24 protein-coding genes are annotated in these 24,613 nt (G+C 42.2%); 17 read left to right on the top strand and 7 right to left on the bottom strand.

What is annotated here, in order from left to right:
- The 4 genes from AC59IL_RS12530 to AC59IL_RS12515 all read left to right on the top strand — a co-directional run bounded on the left by AC59IL_RS12530 (window position 1) and on the right by AC59IL_RS12515 (window position 6,196).
- Window positions 1-768 carry a nucleotidyltransferase family protein gene (locus AC59IL_RS12530; protein WP_496552468.1) on the top strand — a complete coding sequence of 256 codons (768 nt, stop codon included), beginning with the start codon at window positions 1-3 and terminating at the stop codon, window positions 766-768.
- Between the two features lie 184 nt (window positions 769-952).
- Window positions 953-3,394 carry a bifunctional YncE family protein/alkaline phosphatase family protein gene (locus AC59IL_RS12525; protein WP_496552467.1) on the top strand — a complete coding sequence of 814 codons (2,442 nt, stop codon included), beginning with the start codon at window positions 953-955 and terminating at the stop codon, window positions 3,392-3,394.
- Between the two features lie 359 nt (window positions 3,395-3,753).
- On the top strand, window positions 3,754-5,205 hold the full coding sequence (locus AC59IL_RS12520) for a RapZ C-terminal domain-containing protein (protein ID WP_496552466.1): 1,452 nt from the start codon (window positions 3,754-3,756) through the stop codon (window positions 5,203-5,205).
- A gap of 106 nt (window positions 5,206-5,311) precedes the next feature.
- Complete coding sequence (locus tag AC59IL_RS12515) at window positions 5,312-6,196, top strand: lysophospholipid acyltransferase family protein (protein ID WP_496552465.1); 885 nt, start codon at window positions 5,312-5,314, stop codon at window positions 6,194-6,196.
- Window positions 6,197-6,254: 58 nt separating this feature from the next.
- On the opposite strand, the gene AC59IL_RS12510 is transcribed toward AC59IL_RS12515, so the two are convergent.
- The gene (locus AC59IL_RS12510; protein ID WP_496552464.1) at window positions 6,255-6,518 is read right to left on the bottom strand and encodes a hypothetical protein; all 264 of its coding nucleotides are present in this window, start codon (window positions 6,516-6,518) and stop codon (window positions 6,255-6,257) included.
- A 272-nt stretch (window positions 6,519-6,790) separates the two neighbouring features.
- Here AC59IL_RS12510 and AC59IL_RS12505 point away from each other — a divergent pair, with 272 nt between their 5' ends.
- From AC59IL_RS12505 to AC59IL_RS12490, 4 genes are read left to right on the top strand one after another with little or no spacing between them, the layout of a single operon-like run.
- Window positions 6,791-7,162, top strand: coding sequence for a hypothetical protein (locus AC59IL_RS12505; protein ID WP_496552463.1), 372 nt, complete (start codon window positions 6,791-6,793; stop codon window positions 7,160-7,162).
- Window positions 7,163-7,205: 43 nt separating this feature from the next.
- Window positions 7,206-7,838: a hypothetical protein gene (locus AC59IL_RS12500; protein WP_496552462.1), complete on the top strand. Its 633-nt coding sequence runs from the start codon at window positions 7,206-7,208 to the stop codon at window positions 7,836-7,838.
- Between the two features lie 13 nt (window positions 7,839-7,851).
- Window positions 7,852-8,652, top strand: coding sequence for a sensor histidine kinase (locus AC59IL_RS12495; RefSeq protein WP_496552461.1), 801 nt, complete (start codon window positions 7,852-7,854; stop codon window positions 8,650-8,652).
- 12 nt (window positions 8,653-8,664) lie between these two features.
- Window positions 8,665-9,327, top strand: coding sequence for a response regulator transcription factor (locus AC59IL_RS12490; protein ID WP_496552460.1), 663 nt, complete (start codon window positions 8,665-8,667; stop codon window positions 9,325-9,327).
- A gap of 311 nt (window positions 9,328-9,638) precedes the next feature.
- Here the strand turns inward: AC59IL_RS12490 and AC59IL_RS12485 are convergent, their stop codons facing one another.
- From AC59IL_RS12485 to AC59IL_RS12470, 4 genes are all read right to left on the bottom strand, one after another.
- Window positions 9,639-11,045, bottom strand: a complete 1,407-nt coding sequence (locus AC59IL_RS12485) for an MBL fold metallo-hydrolase (protein ID WP_496552459.1) — start codon at window positions 11,043-11,045, stop codon at window positions 9,639-9,641.
- 108 nt (window positions 11,046-11,153) lie between these two features.
- Window positions 11,154-11,501, bottom strand: coding sequence for an ArsR/SmtB family transcription factor (locus AC59IL_RS12480; protein ID WP_014222809.1), 348 nt, complete (start codon window positions 11,499-11,501; stop codon window positions 11,154-11,156).
- 105 nt (window positions 11,502-11,606) lie between these two features.
- The gene (tsaB, locus tag AC59IL_RS12475) at window positions 11,607-12,296 is read right to left on the bottom strand and encodes a tRNA (adenosine(37)-N6)-threonylcarbamoyltransferase complex dimerization subunit type 1 TsaB (protein ID WP_496552458.1); all 690 of its coding nucleotides are present in this window, start codon (window positions 12,294-12,296) and stop codon (window positions 11,607-11,609) included.
- Window positions 12,297-12,452: 156 nt separating this feature from the next.
- Window positions 12,453-13,091: a 3-hydroxyacyl-CoA dehydrogenase family protein gene (locus tag AC59IL_RS12470; RefSeq protein WP_496552457.1), complete on the bottom strand. Its 639-nt coding sequence runs from the start codon at window positions 13,089-13,091 to the stop codon at window positions 12,453-12,455.
- A 135-nt stretch (window positions 13,092-13,226) separates the two neighbouring features.
- Here AC59IL_RS12470 and AC59IL_RS12465 point away from each other — a divergent pair, with 135 nt between their 5' ends.
- Window positions 13,227-13,607, top strand: coding sequence for a RidA family protein (locus AC59IL_RS12465; RefSeq protein WP_496552456.1), 381 nt, complete (start codon window positions 13,227-13,229; stop codon window positions 13,605-13,607).
- Between the two features lie 98 nt (window positions 13,608-13,705).
- Here AC59IL_RS12465 and kbl read toward each other — a convergent pair whose 3' ends face one another.
- Window positions 13,706-14,902, bottom strand: a complete 1,197-nt coding sequence (gene kbl / locus AC59IL_RS12460) for a glycine C-acetyltransferase (protein WP_496552455.1) — start codon at window positions 14,900-14,902, stop codon at window positions 13,706-13,708.
- A 250-nt stretch (window positions 14,903-15,152) separates the two neighbouring features.
- On the opposite strand from kbl, the gene AC59IL_RS12455 reads away from it, so the two are divergent.
- The 5 genes from AC59IL_RS12455 (at window position 15,153) to AC59IL_RS12435 (ending at window position 18,964) form a co-directional block, all read left to right on the top strand.
- Window positions 15,153-15,359, top strand: a complete 207-nt coding sequence (locus AC59IL_RS12455; protein ID WP_496552454.1) for a hypothetical protein — start codon at window positions 15,153-15,155, stop codon at window positions 15,357-15,359.
- Window positions 15,360-15,496: 137 nt separating this feature from the next.
- On the top strand, window positions 15,497-15,982 hold the full coding sequence (locus AC59IL_RS12450; RefSeq protein WP_496552453.1) for an RNA polymerase sigma factor: 486 nt from the start codon (window positions 15,497-15,499) through the stop codon (window positions 15,980-15,982).
- Window positions 15,972-17,171, top strand: a complete 1,200-nt coding sequence (locus AC59IL_RS12445) for a hypothetical protein (protein ID WP_496552452.1) — start codon at window positions 15,972-15,974, stop codon at window positions 17,169-17,171. The genes AC59IL_RS12450 and AC59IL_RS12445 overlap by 11 nt, the downstream gene beginning before the upstream one ends.
- 28 nt (window positions 17,172-17,199) lie before the next feature.
- Complete coding sequence (locus tag AC59IL_RS12440; RefSeq protein ID WP_496552451.1) at window positions 17,200-18,021, top strand: outer membrane beta-barrel protein; 822 nt, start codon at window positions 17,200-17,202, stop codon at window positions 18,019-18,021.
- 385 nt (window positions 18,022-18,406) lie between these two features.
- Window positions 18,407-18,964: a L,D-transpeptidase family protein gene (locus AC59IL_RS12435; RefSeq protein WP_496552450.1), complete on the top strand. Its 558-nt coding sequence runs from the start codon at window positions 18,407-18,409 to the stop codon at window positions 18,962-18,964.
- Between the two features lie 574 nt (window positions 18,965-19,538).
- Here AC59IL_RS12435 and acs read toward each other — a convergent pair.
- The gene (gene acs, locus AC59IL_RS12430; RefSeq protein WP_496552449.1) at window positions 19,539-21,452 is read right to left on the bottom strand and encodes an acetate--CoA ligase; all 1,914 of its coding nucleotides are present in this window, start codon (window positions 21,450-21,452) and stop codon (window positions 19,539-19,541) included.
- A 459-nt stretch (window positions 21,453-21,911) separates the two neighbouring features.
- Here acs and AC59IL_RS12425 point away from each other — a divergent pair, with 459 nt between their 5' ends.
- From AC59IL_RS12425 to AC59IL_RS12415, 3 genes are all read left to right on the top strand, one after another.
- Complete coding sequence (locus tag AC59IL_RS12425; RefSeq protein ID WP_496552448.1) at window positions 21,912-23,453, top strand: MFS transporter; 1,542 nt, start codon at window positions 21,912-21,914, stop codon at window positions 23,451-23,453.
- Between the two features lie 53 nt (window positions 23,454-23,506).
- Window positions 23,507-23,746, top strand: coding sequence for a DUF6814 family protein (locus tag AC59IL_RS12420; protein WP_496552447.1), 240 nt, complete (start codon window positions 23,507-23,509; stop codon window positions 23,744-23,746).
- 335 nt (window positions 23,747-24,081) lie between these two features.
- Complete coding sequence (locus tag AC59IL_RS12415) at window positions 24,082-24,441, top strand: hypothetical protein (RefSeq protein ID WP_496552446.1); 360 nt, start codon at window positions 24,082-24,084, stop codon at window positions 24,439-24,441.
- Window positions 24,442-24,613 lie beyond the last annotated feature (172 nt).

Below are 24,613 nucleotides of genomic sequence, written 5' to 3'. Positions count from 1 at the left end.
ATGACCGACTCTCAAAATATCTCTTTCAATAACTCCCCTTATAAGGGGCAGGGCCTCCAGGGCATGATCTTCGCTGCCGGTTTGGGTACACGTTTCAAACCATGGACCGACAAACATCCCAAAGCGCTTGCTGTGGTGAATGGCAAAAGTTTATTACAACGTAATATCGAATACCTGCAGCAATACGGCATACCCAATGTAGTGGTAAATGTGCATCATTTTGCCGGTCAGATCATCGATGCAATTAAGCAAAATAAAGGTTGGGGCAGTACTATCACCATCAGCGACGAAACCAACATGGTGCTTGAAACCGGTGGCGGCATCAAAAAAGCAGAACCACTTTTCACTGCACAAAACATTGTGGTCATTAATGTAGATATTCTCACCGATCTCGATCTGGGCCAGCTCATTGCATTTCATCGGCAATACAATCCTATTTCAACCATAGCAATAACCAATCGCACTACTTCACGTTATTTTTTATTCGACGAAAACGATACACTTTGCGGCTGGCGCAATACCAAAACCGGTGAAGAAAAAATCGCCCGTGAGGCAAAAGAATACATTCCAAAAGCGTTCAGCGGCATACATGTTATCAGTAAAAAATTATTGTCGCTTATTCAACGACAGGGTAAATTTTCCATTGTAGATACCTACCTCGAACTGGCCGCTACGCATATGATCAAAGGCTACGACCACAGCGGTTCACGGTTCATCGATGTGGGCAAGCCCGATTCGGTGGCCCAGGCTGAAGCAATGTTTTCCTAAAATCTCAGACCCTCTTATTTACAATATCGAATAATGAATGCAGAATGTTGAAATATTAACTTCGACATTCAAAATTCAACATTTGATATTCGATATTCATATTTTCTCCTTATCGCATTAAATAATTATTAAACCTGTTGCACAACCACTCAATGAAGTAACTTTAGCGCTTCACCTGCAGCTCATGATTAAGATTTCAATTCCCGCCGCCATCATTTTATCTTTTATTTGCTGGAAGGCTGTTGCACAGCCAACACCTTACAGCTCACAACTTCCCGATAAAGTTACCTTGCCAAACGGCTGGCATTTGTCGCCAACAGGCCGCTCATTGCCCCTCGGCGATCTGCCGTTAAACCTGGTAGTTTCTCCTTCAAAAAAATATATCGCCGTAACCAATAACGGCCAAAGCGTGCAATCGATTCAGTTGATCGATGCCAAAAAAGAAAAAGTATTGCACAGCCAGGTGATACCCAAAAGCTGGTTTGGTTTAAAATTTTCTGCCGATGAAAAATTTCTTTATGCCTCGGGAGGCAATGACAACTGGATATTACAATATGCCATTACCGACAATAAACTGGTATTAAAAGACAGCATTAAACTCGGAGCCAAATGGCCCGAAAAAATTGCACCGGCTGGTTTGGAGATCGACGACAGCAAAAAAATACTGTACGTAGTAACTAATGAAAACAACAGCTTATATATAATTGATCTTACCACCAAACAGGTGCTGCAACGGGTTCCTTTTTCTGCAGAAGCATATACATGCCTGTTATCTCCCAATAAAAAAGAACTGTATATATCATTATGGGGTGGCGATAAGGTACTGGTGTTCGATACAGATAAAAAATCTTTTTCCGATTCCATTCCCGTGGGCGATAATCCGAACGACATCTGTTTAACAAAAAACGGAAAATATCTTTTTGTGGCCAATGCCAATGATAACGCTGTTTCGGTGATAGATATATTGCAACGTAAAGTGATAGAAACATTAAATACCGCTTTATACCCCGATGCACCCAATGGTTCTACCACAAACGGACTTGCCCTGAGCGCCAACGAAAAAACGTTGTACATCGCCAATGCCGATAACAATTGTTTGTCTGTGTTCGATGTAAGCAAACCGGGCAGCAGTTCGTCGAAAGGGTTTATTCCAACAGGCTGGTACCCAACCAGTGTAAAAGTCATCGGCCGTAAAATTTATGTGGCCAATGGAAAAGGCTTTTCATCTATGGCAAATCCCAATGGCCCAAAGCCGGTGAAAAAGCAGGAAGAAGTAAATTATCAGCAGGGCGATGCTAAAAAACCAACAACCGTACAATACATTGCCGGTTTGTTTAAAGGCACGTTAAGCATTATTGATGAACCCTCTGAAAAACAGATGGCTGATTTTTCGAAACAGGTATACGACAACACCCCATATAACAAAGACAAAGAATTGCAAACACAGGGCGAACCCGGCAATCCGGTTCCTATGAAAATCGGTGATGCTTCACCCATCAAATATGTGTTTTATGTTATTAAAGAAAACCGTACCTACGATCAGGTGCTGGGCGATATAACCGAAGGTAACGGTGATAAGCAACTGGTTTTGTTTGGTGATAAGTATACACCCAATCAGCATGCTTTGGCGCGTGAATTTGTATTGCTCGATAATTTTTATGTTGACGGCGAAGTAAGCGCCGACGGCCATAACTGGACGATGGGCGCCTACGCTACCGACTATCTCGAAAAAACATGGCCAACCAGTTATGGCGGTCGTGGTGGCACCTATTCTGCCGAAGGCAATCGCGCCATCGCCAACAACAAAAAAGGATTTATATGGGACCATTGCAGCAGGGCGGGTGTCAGCTTTCGCACTTATGGCGAATTTGCCGACGATTACAAACCCAATATTCCTGTGCTGAAGGATCATTACTGTACTTTTTATACCGGATGGGACCTGGCTACCCGCGATACAACCCGCTTTTATCAATGGAAAAAAGATTTCGATTCGCTGCTGGCCATCGGCCAGTTGCCTCACTTCAATTCAGTGAGGTTTGGGAACGACCATACCGAAGGGTTGCGCAAAGGACGACCTACCCCCTATGCACATGTGGCCGATAACGACCTGGCGGTTGGATTGTTTATCGAATACCTGAGCAAAAGCCCTATCTGGAAAGAAACAGCCGTGTTTATTATTGAAGACGATGCCCAGAATGGCGCCGATCATGTTGATGCGCATCGCAGCACAGCTTACGTTGCCGGCGGATTTGTAAAACGGCATTTTGTTGATCATGCCATGTACTCAACATCCTCTATGTTACGCACCATGGAGCTGATCCTTGGCGTACCCCCTATGAGCCAGTATGATGCAGCCGCCAACCCCATGTGGCGCTGTTTTTCGTCAACGCCCGATCTTACGCCGTTTAAAGCATTGCCCTCCAATATAAACCTCAACGAAAAAAACGGAGTTACTAATAAATGGCAGCAGCGTTCCGAAGCCTTCAATTTACAAAAAGAAGATGCCGTACCTGACCTTGAATTCAATATAGTGCTTTGGCATGCCATCAAAGGCGACAACATTCCCTTTCCCGGTCCCAACCGGGCGGCATTTGTAAAGCTGCGTAAAGAGGAAGAGGAGGATTAAAACAGATGACTTAAAGGCCCAAAATGCCCCAAAAACCGGCTTTATATCTGTTTGGTCAATACCACCATACCTGCTTCGGGAATTGTTCGGGAAGTATTCGGGAACGCCTCGGGAAGGCTTCGGGAATCCCCCGAACACTTTCCGAATACTTCTCAAATCCTTCCCGAACTCATAATGGATAATTCCCATCTTTTTCTGCCCTCCTTACTCCTTCTTCCCTTCAAACACATTACCTTTTAAACTTATCAACTTTTTAACTCATTAACCTATCAACTTACCACAATGTTGAAAATTTTCGTGCCGGTTTTTGCATGTTAAGCTGATAAGATTACGTTACTTTTACTGACCTAATATCCACCATGCAATCAATAATCGACGGCATTAAAAAATTATATACTGAGTGGTGTGGAGAGGATTGTGAGCGAATTGAAGTATTACCACAATCCGGCTCCGACAGACGGTATTTTCGTATTCATACCAGCAAGGGTACTTTCATAGCTACCCATGGTCATAACATACCTGAAAACGAAACCTTTATTTATTTCAGCCGCCACTTTTTTGATCAACAGTTACCGGTACCTGAAATATATGCCTTAAGCGACGATGAAACGATTTATCTGCAAAAAGACCTGGGCGATATTTCTTTACTGAACAGGCTCGAAGAAGAAGGTTTTACCAGCGGCATATACAACCTTTTCAAAACCAGTTTGCACAAACTGGCTCAGTTGCAGATAAAAGGCCATATAAATCTCGATTACACCCGTTGCCTTACCAACCAGGAGTTTGGCAAACAGGCCATTATGGCCGATCTGCTGTATTTTAAATACTATTTTCTCGATGCTTTGCGCAAGCCTTACGATAAGCAAAAACTGATCGACGACTTTGAAGCGCTGAGCAATTATCTTACCCATACGGAATATAAATACTTTATGTTCCGCGATTTTCAAAGCCGCAATATTCTGGTTTCGCCCGATAACTCGGTTTATTTTATCGACTACCAGGGCGGCATGCAGGGCGCCCCCCAATACGATGTGGCCAGTATGATTTGGCAGGCGCGCGCCAATTTACCCGACGACTGGAAGGAAAATTTGCTCAACGATTATATCGATTCATTTGAACAAATTATCAATGAGCAGGTTAACCGCGACCTGTTCAAAAGCCAGTACAACGGCTATGTGCTCATCAGGCTGTTACAGGTTTTGGGCGCTTACGGGTTTCGTGGATTATTTGAGCGTAAAGCCCAGTTTTTGACCAGTATTCCCCAGGCATTAAAAAACCTGCGCTCTTTTATTAACGATCAAAGTATGGGCATTGCAGTGCCTGAATTCAATAAGGTTTTACAAACCTGTGTAAGTGATGAAATCATCGACCGGTTTACGCCATTGATAGCCGATGAAGAAACCCCATTGGTGGTACGCATTCACAGCTTCTCCTTTAAAAAGGGCATTCCAAACGACCCATCTGGCAATGGCGGAGGTTATGTATTCGATTGCCGCGGTATCTTAAATCCGGGCAGGATAGAACAGTTCAAATCCCAAACCGGTCGCGATAAAGGCGTAAAAGACTTTTTGGAACAGCAAACCCGCATGTCGGAGTTTTTGAATAGTGTTTTTGACATCGTAGATATATCTGTTGAAGATTATATCCGGCGGGGCTTCGAAAGCCTGACCGTAAGTTTTGGCTGTACCGGCGGGCAACACCGCAGTGTGTATGCAGCCGATGCTCTGGCCCGCCACCTGCGCAATAAGTTTAAGGTAAAGGTTGAATTAAAACATATTGAACAGGAAGAGAAGAATTGGGTGAATGGATAAATACCAGTTACCAGTTTCCGGTTACCGGGTTCCGGTTGCCAGGTGTCCGGTAACTGGTAACAGACAACTGCAACAACTCCGAACTTAGCATTATCTTTGCCCTCCCATGTACTATATTGTTTACGGCTTATTATATCTGGTTTCGTTATTACCACTGCGTGTATTATATATTTTGTCGGATGGTTTTTATGTATTGGTTTATCACATACTGAAATACCGGCGTAAAGTAGTGTTGGATAACCTGCAGATTGTTTTTCCCGAAAAAACACCGGCTGAGCGAACCGCAATAGCCAAAAAATTCTACCATAATTTTATAGATTCCTTTATTGAAACCTTAAAAATGGTTTCTGCCAGTGATGCGTATATCTGTAAGCGGGTAAGCGGCAATTGGGAGGTGTTGAATGATATGTATAAAACAGGGCGCAGTTGCCAGATCCACCTTGGCCATACTTTCAACTGGGAATGGGCTAATCTGGCCGGGGCCAAAGAAATGTCTTATATTTTTCTGGGTGTGTACATGCCAATTAAAAATCAGCTATTCGATAGATTGTTCAGGAAGCTTCGCTCCAAATCGGGCTCGGTATTATTACCGGCCACTGATATGCGAAAGGCTATGCTTCCCTGGCGTAACCGGCAATACTGCATAGGATTGGTAGCCGATCAGGCGCCTGCTAATCCTGAAAAATCATTTTGGCTTAATTTTTTTGGAAAGCCTACTCCTTTTGTAACCGGCCCCGAAACGGGGGCCCGCGCCTCTAACATACCCGTTGTATTTGCCAACATCGAAAAACCCCGCCGCGGTTATTATAAAGTTGTATTTACCATTGCTGAAGAACAGCCCGCCAATGTTGAAAGAGGTGAACTTACCCTCCGTTATGCCCGCTACCTCGAAAATGTGATCCGCAGTCAACCCGATATGTGGTTATGGAGCCATCGCCGCTGGAAACGTGAATGGAAAGAGGAGTATAAGAAGTTGTGGATTGGGGAATAAGAAGGGCAGGTACCTGATTACCCGCCCGTTGACTTTGTTACACTTGCTGCTGCATAAACTATGCAGTACAAACGCCATCCAATACGTTCATAAAAGTTTTAATCGCATCGCGCCACTTTGCCGGTATAACCGGAATGTTAGACACCAGCACCAAAAAGGGCTTTACTATTTTGTAAATGGCGCAAACCTTTTGTAAAACATCTGCCGGCGCTGTAGCCGCCTGAGTGGTAAAACGTTGTTTCCCATCTTCTTTAAAAGGCGATAAATCAGCCTGTTCAAAATGATTGTTAACTTCTTCAAACGTTAATGCTGTGTTCGACATAATTATTGATTAATGGTAAATAGATAAATATTTCTGTCAACTCAAAATTTAGGTGAAAATCTTACCTGTAAAACCCTGTTTTAACCTATAATTTTTTCGAATAACCGGAATGTTTAGGCAGGTGTTTTCACCGTTTTTTAGGGTGTTTTCACCTTTTTAGAGGCAATTATCAATAAGTTATGCGTCAGCGTGGTTAGGGTTCGTAAACACAGCAGCTACCGGTAATATATTTAACCGGTACATTTTATTATAAAATTTCTAAAACGTATTGTATGGAGTTTACAACCACTATCAAGTTCAGATCGCTTGCAACACCCAAAACAAAAATTTTAAGAAGTGATGGTCACAGCATGCACGAAAAATTTAAAGCCTATAAAGACATTGTACCTGCTTTGCAATTCCTGCCAAACAGCTTTGTGCTTGATAAAAAAGCGTTGTACAACATATTGGGACAAACCGGTTGCGAAGGTATGAGGGCATACTTTGGAATAAAACTCGATGGTGGAGTGCCTGCCCTAACCCTCGTTTTACTGGGAACTGATGAAAACGATAACAATATATTTAATCTGACTGCTACCGGCGAAGATGAAATATACGACAATTTCAAGCCCTGCCCCACCTATTGCCCCACGATTGAAATTTAATAAGTAATTTAAAGCCGGGTGCGTTTACAACATCCGGCTTTTCATGAATTTTCTTTTTCTGGTATATATAGGCATTATAAGCCTTGCTGTTTTTACCGGCCTGTTACGTTTTAAAAAATTAGATGTGGCTGGTAAGATTCTTTTACTCATTTTAATTATAACATTAGTAAGCGAAAACATTGCAGAGTTTTACCTGGCCAGGCAGTATCAAAATAATTCACCCGCTTACCACTTTTTTAATCCGGTTCAGTTAATGCTTTTTTTATTACTGTATCACTATGCCATAAAAAATAAAACGCTGCAAAAAATTATTAAGGCAATGATGATTATTACGCCCATATACGCATGGATCAATATCCGGTTTTTTCAACCGCTATGGACGTATAATTCAAATTTTCTGTCGTACGAGTTTATTGTTCTTATTCTGTTTTCATTGATCTATTTCAATACGCTGTTAAGTGAAGAGGTGATTAACCTGTTTAAACACACGATGTTTTGCATCAATTGCGGGGTAATTCTTTTTGCCGGCAGCTCTATTTTATGGTTTAGTTTTTACGACAGAATTGTTAAAAACTATCCCGATTTAACAAAGCCCCTTTTTTACATAAGCGTTTGGTCGAACTATTTCTTCTATACCATCAACTTATATGCGATAGCCATTAGCAACAAACCATAAAGCCATCTCTTCCATGAAGAATGTGAATGACGATATATTTTATCTGATACTCATTGGAACTATAACATTTGCTGTATTTGCAAGCTTTATCGTGAACTATGTATTCGTATATCAAAGAAGACAGCAAAAACATAAAACCGAAAAACAATTCCTTCAAGCCCAATTCCAGCAAACCCTTCTTCAATCCCAGCTCGAAATTCAGGAACAAACCCTGCATATGATTTCGCAGGAAATTCACGATAATATCGGGCAGGTGCTGAGCCTGGTAAAGCTGAACCTGGGTACAATGGACCTAAACAAGCCCGAATCGTTACAGCAAAAAATAACCGATTCCAAAGAGCTGATGGGCAAGGCCATTCACGATTTGCGCAGTTTGGCAAAAGGGCTCAATACCTCGTTCATAACCGAAATGGGATTGTTGCGTTCTATTGAATATGAATTAGATATGGTTGGCAAAAGCGCCGGAATCAGCACACGGTTTGAAACCGACGGAACACCGGTAAAACTCGATGCCCAAAAAGAACTAATCCTGTTTCGCATTATTCAGGAAGTATTCAATAACATCATAAAACATGCAGAAGCAACAGAAGTCTTAACTCTGATCAATTTCTTGCCCGGTGCGCTAAAAATAACTATAACGGACAATGGAAAAGGGTTCGATTTATCGTTTTATATAAATGAAAATCTTAATTTTGGATTAGGGCTTCGGAATATGCAGAACCGGGCCCAATTAGTCGGCGCAGAATTTAAACTTACCAGTATCCCCCGAAAAGGAACTACAGTAACTCTTTCCTTACCCTTTTCCTCATATTAAACCCTTACACGTATGCTAAAGACTAATGCAAGCGTGGCAATTGTAGATGACCACGTGCTGCTGCGCAATGGACTTGCAAATCTTATCCGGGGGCTCGAAACTTATGCCGTTCTGTTCGAAGCCAATAACGGTAAAGATTTTATTAAACAACTACAACCCAGGTACTTACCGGATATTGTACTACTTGATATCAATATGCCGGAAATGGATGGTTACGAAACAGCCCTGTGGCTTAAGCGAAATTATCCCGGCATTAAGATCCTGGCTTTATCTATGTACGATAATGAAAATTCCATTATCCGTATGATGAAAAACGGCGCCAAAGGTTATATCCTGAAAGATATAGATCCCCTCGAATTTCGCCACGCCCTGGATTCGCTCATGCGTAAAGGATTTTATTACTCCGAACTGATCACCGGCAAACTGATACATGCTGTAAACCAGTTAGATGAACCGGAGCATCTGCTCAAAAACCTGATCTCGCTCAACGATCGCGAAATCGAATTTCTGAAACTCGCCTGCACCGAAATGACCTACAAGGAAATTGCCGAAAAAATGTATCTGAGCGTTCGCACCATCGATGGCTATCGCGACGCGTTATTTGAAAAACTAAATGTAAAAAGCAGAGTAGGTTTGGTTTTGTATGCTATTAAAAACAGCGTAGTTAGTATTTAAAACAGTAGGTGGGGGAAGTAGTAAATAACAAGTAAAAAATGGCAGGTGGCGAGCAGGAAAAGATAATGGGAAGTAGTATGCCGGTAGTTTCCGGAAAGCAGAAAGCAGACACAAATACAGGGGGGAAAATCAATTAGGTATTTGCAGAAAAAAGTCTATAAGGTTTTAGCATTGCAGCAAAACCTTATAGACTTTTATTTTTAATCATTTTACAGAATGCCCGATGCTAACCTGTTATCTCAAGCCGAAAGTTATGTTGACCATTCACGATACTGCTCTCTACTTATTACTTATAACTTAAAGCTTACAACTTAATTCAACACACTATTTTCTTTCACTATCTCAATTCCCTGTTGTAACCTGATCGCATTAAATCCACCCAGTACATTTCGCAAATTATGTATTCCCTGCCGCTTCATGAACGACGCTGCTATTACACTACGGTAGCCGCTGCCACAATACAGATACAGGTTCTGAAATTCTTCAATATTGGCCATTGAACCGGGATCGGTTAAATCGTTTAAAGGAATATTAATGGCGCCGCGCACATGGCCATCGCCAAACTCTGCCTCGCGCCGAACATCCACGGCAATCAGGTGATCGTCGTACGGCATATCCATTGCCAGTTCATCTACTTCTACATCAATGATCAGATCCATTTCTTCACCTGCATTACGCCATGCTTCAACACCACCTGCCAGGTAGCCTTTCATTTGCGAAAACCCAACCCTCGCCAGGCGTACCACGCTTTCTTTTTCCTGTCCTTCTTCGGTTATCAGAATAATGGGTTTATCAAATGGCAACAGGCTGCCGGCCCATTCGGCAAAACGCCCTTCGAGCCCGATGCTTATCGATCCCGGAATAAACTGTTTGGTAAAGTCACCGGCTTTGCGGGTATCGAGTATAACGGTATCTTCTTGCTGCATCCATTTTTTAAACTCATCGATACTTAACGGAGTAAGGGCTGTATCCAGAATATTTTCAAGACTGTCGTACCCTTCTTTATTAATCCGGGCGTTGATGGGAAAATAAAGCGGCGCTGCCGGCAGATCGGCTGTAACGGCTTTTATAAAATCTTCGCGGCTTTGCGGCTGCAAAGCGTAATTGTTTTGTTTTTCTTCGCCAATAGTGCTCGAAGTAGAGGGACCCAGGTTTTTACCGCAGCTGCTGCCCGGCCCGTGTGCAGGATACACAATAACATCATCCGGTAAGGTGGCTATTTTTTCATTTAATGAATCGTACAGCATCGAAGCCAGCTCTTCTTTACTCATATCGCCGCTGCTCAGGTCGGGCCGGCCTACCTCGCCTACAAACAGCGTATCGCCGGTAAACAGGGCGTGTGGCTTTCCGGTTTCATCGCGCAGTAAATAACAGGTGCTTTCAATGGTATGACCCGGGGTATGCACTACCTCAATGGTAACGTTACCCAGCTTAAAGGTTTCGCCGTCTTTGGCCAGATGAATAGGAAACTGGGTTTCGGTATTGGGACCGTACACAATGGGCGCCCCGGTAGCTTTTTGCAAATCGAGGTGACCACTTACAAAATCGGCGTGAAAATGGGTTTCGAAGATGTATTGAACAGAGGCGTTTCTTTCGCGGGCAAGCTGTATGTAGCCCTCCACATCGCGCAAGGGGTCAACAATAGCAGCAACCCCATCACTTTCAAGATAATAGGCCGCTTCACTTAAACAGCCTGTATACAATTGTTTAATAAACATGCTATGGTTTATTTTCAGGCAAAAATAAGCCATAACAGGTTAACCCGCAGGCAATATATAATATCGCTGCGGGTTAACCATAAATACTAAAGTCTCGTCTCCGTCTTATCAGATGTTGAGGTCGTCAACGCATTTCATGATATGAGCGACCCGTGAACTGTTAACCGAATAGTAAATAAACTTACCATCACGATCAGTTTTCACGATTCCTGCTCTTCGTAAAATTGCGAGGTGCTGGGATGCGACAGACTGTTCTAACCGCAGACGTACATATATCTCCGTCACGGTAAGACGCTTGTTCTCATCGATCAGTTTGACGATCTGTTGACGCAGCTTGTGGTTCAAGGCTCGAAGTATCATCGCCGCCTTTTTCAGGTTCAGGAAGTCTACTTTTACCGATTCACCATCCCCACCATCTGCATTTAAGACCATGGAGTAATTGGTTGTTACGTTCATGTGCACATCAGAGCTTTTAAGATATTTAATAGGATAACGCTAAAAATCAAATTTACAAGAATTTTGATATGCGAGGGAGTAAACACTCATAAAAGTTTCATTTGGTCAAATTTTAATATAAGAGTAAAATTCTTTAAGATAAACGGGTTCAGCATACGCTAAATTTGCAAAACTTTTTGTCAAATAAAGGCCTGTAGCCAGTTTTGCAAGGGCTTTATCCATATCAATTTTTTCATTTATGAATTGAACGTTAGGATACCTGCTTATAAATTTCCACTTAGAACTACCGCTCCCAAAGCATATCAAAGAACAATTATTTAACTCTTCTTTAAAGGATAAAGCATCCAGGATCATTGCTTTCGGGGATATTACTTCCTGTAAGTCGCTGTTATATACAGCTGTAAACACCTCCATCCGCCTGGCATCGATCATTGGGCAAAAATAAACCGGCCCCCTCACCTGATTGGGTAGTTGCAGCCATTGTTCCCTGGCTCCATACGCCATTACCTTTAACGTATTAACTGTTATCAATGGTATTTGTAATGCAAAGCATAATCCTTTGGCAGTGGCCATTCCAACCCGCAAACCTGTGTAGGAGCCCGGCCCTTCGGTAACTGCCACAGCCTGAATATCGTTCATAGTATATCCCTGCTCCTTTAATAATGTGCTGATAGCCACCTGCACCCAGGCCGCATGATCTTTTTGTTTATCGTTTATCATACTGCCCAAAACCTCGCCATCGCGCGACAAACAAACACAGGCCTGTTCTGTAGCTGTATCTATATTTAATATCATTCTGTTTACTAATTTGAAATCGGTAATTGTTTGCCTATTGTCTATTGTCTATTGTCTATTGCTTATTACCCACTGATGCCCTGAGCGAAGTCGAAGGGTTGGCATTTAGTCCTGAGCGTAGTCGAAGGGCTGTGCTTATTGCCCATTGCCTATTGCTTATTGCCTATTGCCCACTGCCTCCTTCTCTAACAACGGCGCTGCCATATAACGGTTATCAGTACGGCTTAACTCTTTTAGCAACTCATAAATATGCTTTATGCCTATTTTATCGCTCCACTCAAAAGGTCCCATGGGATAACTTGTTCCCAGCTTCATGGCAATGTCAATTTCATTGCGACTGCTTACTTCGGCACCTAATGTATAATAAGCTTCATTAATGATCATTGCAAGCACCCTTGCCGTTATCATGCCGGGAATATCAGCAACCACCTGATACTTCCATTGTAAACGATCGAAAATATTTTTCACCTGCTCTTCCTGTATACTCGCAGGAATAACTATTTCGGTTATTGATCGCTGCAATAAACCCGGCCATGCATTGATGCGAATAAAATCGGCGCCAATGCTTTTGATGGTCCACGGCACCGCATTTATAAAAACCGGATTGGGCAGTAGTTTTTTTAAATGCCGTGTTCTTTCTGTATCTGGTTCAAACAATAAATCAATGTAAACATCTGCCATCACCACCGTTAAAGCGCGAAGCGAATCGGCCCACACCACGGTTACATCATCAGGAATTTTTTTGGTTAGCAATTCCTGTTTCAGATTTTCATCGGCTAACACCGCCACTATCATTGACTTTCAATTTAACCGCAAAGAAACGGTTATTATGGTGAATGGTCAAAACCCCTAACGCATAGCATTTACGCATGGTTGCCTCAACTGTACCAACCCTGATACGTTTCTTGACCGTTTTCAATATTTTTGACTATGGAAAAAAAAATCATCAACACTACCAATGCGCCGGCTCCCATTGGGCCCTACAGCCAGGCAGTTCAAACAGGCAATTTATTATTTCTTTCGGGCCAGGTGGCAATTAACCCAACCACGGGTAATATAGATGCCGCCGATGTTGCCGGCGAAACCGAACAGGTAATGAAAAACCTGAAAGCGGTGTTAACCGAGGCAGGATTTGATTTTAGCCATGTAGTTAAAACAACCATCTTTTTGAGCGATATGTCGCTGTTCGGTGCAGTAAATGAAGTATACGGAAAGTTCTTTACCGGCAATTTCCCGGCCCGGGAAACAGTGGCCGTAAAAGGGTTGCCTAAAAATGTGAATGTTGAAATAAGTATGATCGCTTCGCGATAGAAGAAAAGACCGAAAGTCCGGAAGACGGAAAGTCCGAAAGAAACTTGCCATGAACGTAAGCGTCTTTCGGACTTTTCTGACTTTCCGACTTTCGGTCTTTATACTGCCACCTTTAACACGCCCAACTCTTTACCAATTTTGGCAAAAGCGGCTATGGCTTTATCAAGATGATGTTGTTCATGCGCCGCACTTAACTGCACGCGTATGCGCGCCTGGCCTTTGGCCACCACCGGATAAAAGAAGCCAATAACATAAATGCCTTCTTCCAGTAACCGGGCGGCAAAATTTTGCGCTACTACCGCATCATACAACATGATAGGAACAATAGGATGATCGCCGGGCTTAATATCAAAACCCGCGTCGGTCATTTTTTCTCTGAAATATTTTGTATTGAATTCAAGCTTATCGCGCAAAGAAGTTGTTTCGCTTAACAGGTCGAGCACGGCTATCGAAGCGCCTACAATACCCGGCGCAAGCGTATTTGAAAACAAATAAGGACGTGAGCGCTGGCGCAGCATTTCGATCACTTCTTTTCGTCCACTGGTAAATCCGCCCGATGCGCCGCCCAGGGCTTTACCCAGGGTGCCTGTAATGATATCAATTTTACCCATCACCCCGCGATACTCATGAGTACCTCTACCGGTTTTACCCAAAAAGCCGCTCGAATGGCTTTCATCTATCATAATGGCCGCATCGTATTTTTCGGCCAGTTCAACAATAACATCTAATTGAGCAATGGTGCCATCCATGCTAAAAGATCCATCGGTAACAATAATGCGACTACGGGCCTGTTGCGATTCTTTCAGTTTCTCTTCCAGATCGGCCATATTATTGTGCTTGTACCTGAAACGTTGCGCCTTACATAAACGAACCCCATCGATGATCGACGCATGATTCAGTTCGTCTGATATAAGCGCGTCCTGCTCATTAAACAGGGGTTCAAATACACCACCATTTGCATCAAAAGCCGCTACATATAATATAGTGTCTTCGGTACCCAGAAAAGCAGATATTTTAGCCTCCAGTTCTTTATGAATATCCTGGGTGCCGCAAATGAAGCGAACGCTGCTCATGCCATACCCACGGTAATCAACATATTTTTTAGCCGCTTCAATTACTTTGGGATGAGATGATAAACCGAGGTAGTTGTTGGCGCAAAAGTTCAGCACCGTTTTGCCATTCACGATTATTTCAGCACCCTGGGGACTCTGAATAATTCGTTCTGTTTTGAATAACCCGGAAGCCTTGATGTCTTCGAGCTCAACAGCCAGGCGTTGTACTAATTTTTCATTCATGGAGCATGTAGTTTTTGAATGCCACAAATGTAGCAATTTGAAAATGGACTGCTTTGCATGAAGTCATTCCAGGGCCATCTTTACCCAGTATTCATTGTTTAGCCACCAACATAGCTAACAGCTTCATTTATATCACTTAATTTTCAAATTGGCTCATTTTCAAATTTTCAAATTCACAATTCTAACTTTTTCTTAAAAAAACTGTAACATTTTCCCAATAACTTCGTCTTATAATACAAAACGACTCATTATGTGGAAGAAAACCTTTATCCGTACAGCCCTCGCAATATTAGTGGCACTCGCTGGTTTATTCGTTTTCGCCACTACCCATTCTGCCAGTAAAAAGACGGACAGTGAAGATTGTACCAAATCGCACAAAGAATGCTGTAACAAAAGCCAGGGCGATTTCCTTATATGGGAGTCAATGAGCCGAATCGTGGCCAATGCCCAATTCTAATACAATGAATATCAATATTTTCATATAAAAGATCCCGCAAACCGGGATCTTTTTATTTTTTATTGAATTGCTGTAACTATTTGTAATAGCCGTACGTATCACTAAAAACACAATAGAATAACAGACAGGTTCTGCTTATGACCGAAAAAGAATACAATCAATGTGTGGCTGAGTATGCTGACAATGTATACCGGTTCATCCTTAAAAATCTTCGTCATGAAGAGGATGCCCGTGATGTTGTTCAGGCGGCTTTTGAAAAAATGTGGAGGAACAGAGCCGACGTCGACAATACCAAATGCAAAAGTTACCTGTTTACGGTTGCCTATAACCAAATGATCGATCACATTCGAAAAGTAAAACGCATTCATCTGCGCGATGAATTTAAGGAAGAAGCGCAGATATACGACCGGCCCATGCACAACGCCCGTAAAATTCTGGAAGAGGCACTGGGCAGATTAAACGAAATACAACGTTCACTGGTGTTGCTGAAAGATTATGAAGGGTATTCCTATGAAGAGATCGGACAAATTACGGGCCTGAACGAAAGTCAGGTAAAAGTGTACCTGCATCGCGCCCGTATTCAATTAAAGAATTATCTCGTAAAACCAGAAAATGTCATTTAATTTTTATCATATCAGGGCTGATGATTTTTCTTCATATAACGGTGGTAACAACGGTAGTGTTATTACCCGCAATAACTATGAAGAATTTTTTGTGATGTATGTTGATAATGAACTGCCCCTTACCGATCGGTTGGCGGTAGAAGATTTTGTGCGGCTGAATCCCGATCTTGAAGAAGAGCTGGTAATGCTGCAACAATCGGTTTTACGGCCCGATGAACGAATTGTATTTGAACAAAAAGAAAGTTTATTAAAAAATACACCCACACAGGAACCAATAAACGACAATAATTGCGAAGAATACTTTGTGTTGTATGGCGATGATGAATTAACCAACCATGAAAAAGACAAAGTTGAGCAGTTTGTTTATAAACATCCGCAGTATCAGGAAGCCTTTGAACTGATACAACAGGTTAAACTGGTGCCCGATAAATCGCTTACATTCCCCGATAAAGCCTGGCTGTACCGTACCGAAGAAGATGATAATAAAGTAATAGCTTTCCCCTGGTGGCGCATTGCGGCCGCAGCGATTGTACTGGTAGCAATAGGTGGTTTAGGCTGGTATTTATCTGTACAGGATGCCCAAAAGAGCGAACCGCTTGCAAAAACACAATCAAAAACTGAAAAAAGCAATCAACAGCAAACTGCCGGTAAAAACAATAACAATACCGCTGAGGTAATACCTGATCACTTAGTTGCAACAGCAGAAAATAAAACCGGTACTCAAACAGTACCCAATACACCGGTTAAAACCGTTACACCAACTCAACAACAGGTAGCCGTAAACAGCAGCAGCAAAAAAAATAATTTAAAACCCAGTAACATTTCGTTGGCCAAAAACGTACAACCTGTAAACACACACGAACCAATGATACCAGGTGCAGATGATACAAAGATTACGGCTAAACCTGTGCTTGTTGCAGTGAACAGCTCATATACACAACCTTTGGTTAAAGGCAGGCCTATTGATAAAACAATTAACCAGCCGATACCGGTTGCCATGGTTACTGAACCCGAAAACAATAATGAAGAAATAAAAGAACCAATTTATATAGCTACCGCTACTATTAATAAAACTCCGTTACGCGGTTTCTTTCGCAAAGTTTCACGTGTGGTTGATAAAGTTACCAGCCACGATGAAAACGGTAAAGGAGAGGTACGCATAGCCAACCTGGCAATAGCATTAAAATAATACCATAACATAGTTAAAACAAAGTAAGATGAAACAGGTAATTATACTCCTGACGGGGATTAGTATGTCGTTAACCGGCCTTGCCCAAACCGATTCAACAAAAACCGAAAGCGATACCATTCGCGTAGGCGGCATGATCATCATAAAAAAAGAAAGCCGCAACAAAGAAGGTAACGAAACCGAAGTAAAAACCTATCGTCGTAAAAACTCAAATTCGCGCGTGAGCACCAACTGGTGGATCGTAGATCTTGGTTTTGCCAACTACACCGATAATACAAATTATGCCAATGCCGCCGCAACAGGTTTTGTGGCCCCGTCGATAACGAAAGACAATTTAAAACTGCGTGCGGGTAAATCGGTGAACGTAAACATCTGGGCCTTTATGCAACGATTGAACATTTCAAAAAACGTAGTGAACCTTAAATATGGCCTGGGAGTTGAACTGAATAACTATCGCTATAAATCACCCGTGCTTTACAATACCAACCCAACAGAGGTTACACTTGATAACGCAAGGACCTACAAAAAAAATAAGCTGGCAGCCGATTATGTTACTGTGCCCGTTATGTTGAATTTTAATTTCACGCCCAAACGCAAAAAAGGTTTTGGCTTTAGCATAGGCGCCAGTGGTGGTTACCTGTATTCGAGCCGGCAAAAAACCATTACCGAGCCCGGTGGCAAAAACAAAGAGCACGATGATTTTGACTTACGCCCCTGGAAATTATCCTACATCGGCGAATTAAGTTTAGGCCCCGTTAAATTGTACGGTTCTATCGCTTCGCAAAGCATGTTCGAAAAAGGTTTAGATCAAACGCCCTATAATTTTGGATTGCGCTTTAGCAACTGGTAAAATCGAATTTTGGGATTTTGGGATTTAGAGATTTTGAGATTTATCCGGTTCTTTCATATAAATGAAATCCCAAAATCCCAAAATCTCAAAATCAGAAATTCATATATGGCCATGAAAAAGTAATCCCGCCGTAGCGGGATTATTTTTTTAGTTTGCATCCGAAGAATTGATTCTCAGGCATCGGGAAAAAAATTCCTGTTTTGTTCCCAAAAGAATCTGTTAAAATGCCTTCACAAAAAAATATTTATGATCGAAACTGCGTTTGTTTCTTTTTGGACAAATAAGTAAATCCTTTATCCACAAACCTGAATATTTTTACAATTTTTTTTATTTTTAAACCCATTAATCAATTGCTTGGTCTTTACTCTTAAAACCAGGTTTACTTATGAAATCTAAATGGCTCATTGCTACCCTGATCATCATCACCGTAACAGGGTTAGCTTCGTTTAAAACCATTGAAAGAAGGATCATCAAAAGAAATTTATTCAGGGCCGAGCCCGTGGGCGTGGTTTATCTGGAAATAGATAAATCCGATTACGAGCTTAAAGTGTACGACGAGGAAGGCTGGTATGCCACTTACCCGGTAGTATTTGGCAACAAAGATTTGAGCGACAAATATGTGGAGGGCGACCGCCGCACTCCGGAGGGTACTTTCAAAATTCTTTCCAAAAGACCTCACCAGAAATGGCATAAAATGCTGATGCTCGATTATCCCACACAGGAAAGCTGGGATAAATTCAAAGAGCGTAAAGCAAAAGGAGTTATTCCGGCAGGCGCCAAAATCGGCGGGGGTATTGCCATTCACGGAACCTGGCCGCATGATGACCTGGTGGTTGATGATTTTACCAACTGGACGAATGGCTGTATAGCGTTAAAGAATGAAGACCTCGACGAACTGGATGCCATTGTACCTATTGGCACCAAAGTAATTATAAAAAGATAATGCATTAAACCAGGGTGATTCTCCCCGCAAAAGGAGACTCACCTTTTGTTTTCAAGAGGGCAACAGGTGAGCCTTCCGTCAGCTGGCGGATGACCATCTGTTGCCAAAACCCTGAAGGTTTTCCTACTCGTTTTATAGTAAACAAACTACGTACATTTATCACACCATTCAGTATTTTCACCTACCCTGCAACGTTCAGTCGTTAATTTTTGTCATGTTGATATTAATATGCCGGTTTAACTAACCATTCTGCCAATTGACCCGTATATTGCGTGATGATACTATCCCGCCCTGGCGGGATCAAAAATGTGAGACATAACAAGCCATACATGAGCATTGGCTTCCAGAAAACGGTCAATGTTTCCGTCTCTATGAGAACCCCACACTCTCCAGCCAGTGGGGTTTTCTTTTCTCCGAAACTAAAAAATTAAAAAGGTTAACAAGTTAGCGCTACCCAGTTAACAAGTTGAAAGGGTTGACAAGTTAACAAGGCAATACCCTATTAACTCATCAACCCCTTTATAATTAACTATATCAAAAGTTAACTTTTCAACTCTGTTAACCTATCAACTTTCTATAAACGTCCATTCTTAATTTCCTCAACAACATTGGGATCCAGTAACGTAGAAGTATCGCCCAGCTTATCGGTTTCGCCTTCGGCAATCTTTCTTAATATCCTGCGCATAATTTTACCGCTTCTTGTTTTAGGCAACCCGCTTACAAACTGAATTTTGTCGGGCTTGGCAATGGCGCCAATGATGCGCGATACGGTTTTGGTAATATCCTGGCGGGCGAGGTTTTCATCGCCATGCGTTCCCTGATAAATAACAAAAGCATAAATGCCCTGTCCTTTTATATCGTGCGGATAGCCTACTACAGCGCTCTCAACCACACCGGCATGCATATTAATGGCATTTTCAACTTCGGCGGTTCCAATACGGTGGCCGCTCACATTCAATACATCATCTACCCTGCCGGTTATGCGATAATTACCATCTTCATCGCGTAAACAACCATCACCGGTAAAATATAAGTTTTCGTACGTAGCAAAATAATTTACGCGGCAACGTTCATGATCGCCATAGGTAGTACGCAGCATACCGGGCCATGGAAAACGAATACATAAATTGCCGCTCACGCTATTACCGGTAACTTCTTTTCCGTTTTCATCAACCAGCATAGGCTGAACACCGGGTAAAGGCAATGTGGCATGGGCCGGTTTGGCCGGCGTTACGCCTGCTAAATTCGATATGAGTATGCCACCGGTTTCTGTTTGCCACCAGGTATCTACAATGGGGCATTTCTTTTTTCCGATATGTTCATCGTACCAGTGCCATGCTTCTTCATTGATCGGTTCGCCCACGGTACCCAATACTTTTAACGAATCAAGGCTATGACCTTTAACGGGGTCAAGACCAAAACCCATTAACGAACGGATGGCGGTTGGCGCCGTGTACAAAACGTTTACCTTGTATTTATCTACAATATCCCAAAATCGGCCGGCATTTGGCCAGGTAGGAATGCCCTCGAACATAAGGCTTGTTGCGCCGGCGCTAAGCGGACCATACACTATATAACTATGGCCGGTGATCCAGCCAATATCGGCCGTACAAAAATGAACATCGCCGGGCTGGTATTGAAACACGTTTACAAAACTGTAATTGGTATACACCATGTACCCGCCGCAGGTATGCACTACCCCTTTCGGTTTACCGGTTGAACCTGAAGTATACAATATAAACAGCATGTCTTCGGCATCCATTTCTTCGGCAGGGCAATCGGGATTACCCTGTGTTTCAACAATTTTAATTTCATCTTCCCACCATACATCCCTGCCTTTGATCATCGATACCGCCGTTCTTGTTCGTGTTAACACAATCACCCGTTTTACGAACGAACATCTTACAAGGGCATCGTCTATTACACTTTTCAGCGGTATTTCTTTATTGCCGCGAAAAGCGCCGTCGCAGGTAATTACAAATTCAGCTTTTGCATCATCTAACCGGTCGGCAATGCTTTGCGCACTAAACCCGCCAAATACCACTGAATGAATGGCGCCAATGCGGGCGCAGGCCAGTACAGCAATGGCCAGTTCGGGCACCATGCCCATATAAATACAAACCCGGTCGCCTTTTTTAACGCCGTTATTTTTTAATACGTTACAAAACTGCACCACTTTGGTATGCAGGTCGCGATAAGTAAGTACACGATGATGTTCTTCGGGATCATTGGGCTCCCATATAATGGCAGGCGTATTGCCTAATGATTGCAAATGGCGGTCGATACAGTTCTCGGTAATATTCAGTTTACCACCATCAAACCATTTTATCGTTGGTTTTTTAAAATCCCACTCCAGTACCTTGTTCCATTTTTTGCGCCAGTAAAAATGTGAAGCCACTTCACCCCAGAACCCTTCAGGATCATCTACACTTTTTTTATACGCCGCTTTGTATTCGTCTGCCGATTTGAGCTGATAAGGATGTGACATAACAATCAGTTTAATCCCCTTTTTTAAATTTTAGGGCGTTAAAATACGAAGAAAAAGGCACAAGCAAATAAGTTACAGGTTACAAGGTTACAAGTTAACAAGGTTACACATTACAGAACACAAGATGTGCAACATAAAAAGCTATTACACTTAATAAAACGTAGCAGTATCACCAACCTTTTGCCTTGCACCCTGAGCCTTGTAACCTGTAACCTGTAACAGGCACCAGGCAACAGGTAACTGGTAACAGGTAACTGGTAACTGGTAACTGGTAATATGTACCCTGTTCCATAACTATCCATCATGTACTGTTTTCTTATGAACTTTATTTCTCACTTACGCTTGTTAGTTAAAGTTCTCCCCCGGCAACTTTGTGCCTTGAACCTTGTGTCTTGTGCCTTGTTTCTTCAACCTTGTGCCTTATATTTATGACCTAAATTAAACCAGCTCAGCTTCCATATGACCCAACCAACGGAATCGAAAAAAATCTGGCAGGTAATAGCCGCCTCTTCGGTAGGAACTTTAATTGAATGGTACGACTTTTACATTTTCGGTAGCCTGGCTACAGTTATTGCCAGTCAGTTTTTTCCAAAAACAAATCCTACTGCAGCCCTTTTATCAACACTGGCCACCTTTGCCGCGGGTTTTATTGTTCGTCCGTTTGGTGCTTTGGTATTTGGCCGCCTGGGCGATCTGATAGGAAGAAAATATACCTTTTTACTTACGCTCATCATTATGGGCGGATCAACGTTCGCCATTGGCCTGGTGCCCGGTTATGCCAGTATTGGTTTTGCTGCCCCGCTGATTGTTTTGTTGCTACGCTTATTACAGGGGCTGGCGCTGGGTGGTGAATATGGCGGCGCCGCCACCTATGTGGCCGAACATTCGCCTGTTAACAAACGTGGTTATTTCACCAGCTGGATTCAAACCACCGCTACGCTGGGTTTATTTCTTTCGCTCGGTGTAATTCTTATTACCCGCCATTTTCTGGCGCCTGATCTTTCTACCTCTATTCAGCGATTTAACGACTGGGGCTGGCGCATTCCTTTTTGGGTATCGATATTACTGGTAGGCGTTTCAATTTATATCAGGCTTCGCATGAAGGAATCGCCGTTATTTGCCCGTATTAAATCGGAAGGAAAAATATCGGTGAACCCGCTGAAAGAAAGCTTCGGACATAAAACAAACCTTAAAATGGTATTGCTGGCTTTATTTGGCGCTACGATGGGCCAGGGCGTTGTTTGGTATACCGGCCAGTTTTATGCGCAATCATTTTTAGAGAATGTTTGTAAAATAGATTTTGACCAGTCACGCACCATACTCATCTGGGGCATTTTATTTGCCACTCCCTTTTTTATTGTATTTGGCGGATGGAGCGATAAAATAGGCCGTAAATGGATCATGCTGGTGGGCATACTGCTGGCAATTTCGAGCTATCATTATATATTTAACCAGTTTCTTCATATTGCAGATCCTAAAAGCCGTACAGAGCTTACCGATCAAAGAAAATTGCTTGAAGATAAAACCATCCCCAACGAAAAAGATTCAACGCAATCAATACACCTTGTTACTACCGAAGTGCACTATAGCGATGGCGCTGTATTTAAAGAAGTGAAATCCGATACATTGGTTGCCGGCACTTCTGCAGTAAAATCGGGCATTGCCTTTAAAGATAAAAAGCTCGATAGTGCCTCGTACCGCAAACTGGTGATGTGGATATTTGTGCTCATTTTGTATGTAACCATGGTATACGGGCCCATTGCAGCCTTTCTGGTTGAATTGTTCCCTACCCGCATCCGGTACACCTCTATGTCACTGCCCTATCATATCGGAAATGGCGTTTTTGGCGGTTTAACACCGTTTATTGCTACCCTGCTAACGACCATTTATGTAACTGATAAATTATCGGGTTTGTGGTATACCATTATAGTAGCCTCGGTTTGTTTGTTTATAGGCGCCGTGTATATTTCGAATCGCATTGATCCCGATGTAAACGACTAAAATCTGAGCAAAAAACAGATGGCTTCTTTTTAAATCATTAAAAAAAATTTCAGATGAATGCTATTAAAAAATGGCTTGGAATAGTTTGGATTTTACTGGGTCCTGTTGCCATTTATTATCTTATAAAAACAGCGGCCAGCGAAATACACAAAAAACCGGTTATCGATACCAAAATACAATGGGCTGTTTTTATAATTGTATTTCTTCCCATAGCCATTGGCATGACTATCTTCGGATATTATGCATTAAAGAATGAATACCAGCATTTACCGGAAAGTTCGCAGGAATTGTAACTACAGATGGCATGAACCGCCTTCGGTGGTATGATTATTTGCCACAGATGAACACAGATAATTTCCGGCCCCGGCTTCAAAACAAATAGGTCATTCTGGTACAGATGATAAAAATCTGAAACGGACCAACATATTTGTTGGAATTTGAAATTGAACATTTCTGTGTTAATCTGTGGCAAAGTTGTTTTCATGTAATCGTGGCGCCGAAGGCGTCACCTTGAAATCTGTGGTAAAATATACTCAGTACCAACAATTACCCTTTTTTAAATGTTAAGAAAATTTAACGTTTGTATGCTGGCTATTGAAACCCTATTTTTGCATCGTTAATTTGTATCATGACAAAAGCAAATAAAATAAAGCAAAATCAATTTGTTGCGAAAAAGATCGTCGCAACCATGATGATGCTTTTATTGCTTTGGATCACCGGTATAAATTTTATGTACCTGACGAAGAACAGCGGCAGTACATTGATAACCTGCATCGATGAAGATACTTCAAACTGCAACAGCAACCCCGCTGGTCCCGATGAAAAATCGCCCGATGCACCCATAACAATAACCGAAGAATTTATTCACGAATACCACAATCCGGTTAACCCTTATTGGGTAAGCTGTTATTTTCAGCATAAAGTACACGAAACAGAAAAACTCTGCATATTTCATCCGGAATCTTTTTCGCCTCCACCCGAAGCTTAATATCATCTCTTTTCTTTCTTATTTATTAATGTTTCTTTTTTGCCCCCGTGCGGGGATCATTGCTTGCTGATATGAATTGTATTCCGGCAATAGTGTATTGTTAAGGCACTATCCGAATACATATCAACCCTGCATCTTATTATCACCCGGGTAGCCAGTTGCTGCTCATAAA

The sequence above is a fragment of the Niastella sp. sgz303648 genome (genome assembly GCF_059587045.1).
The sequence above is the reverse complement of the archived record's forward strand: the minus strand, read 5'-3'. Positions and strand labels throughout refer to the sequence as shown.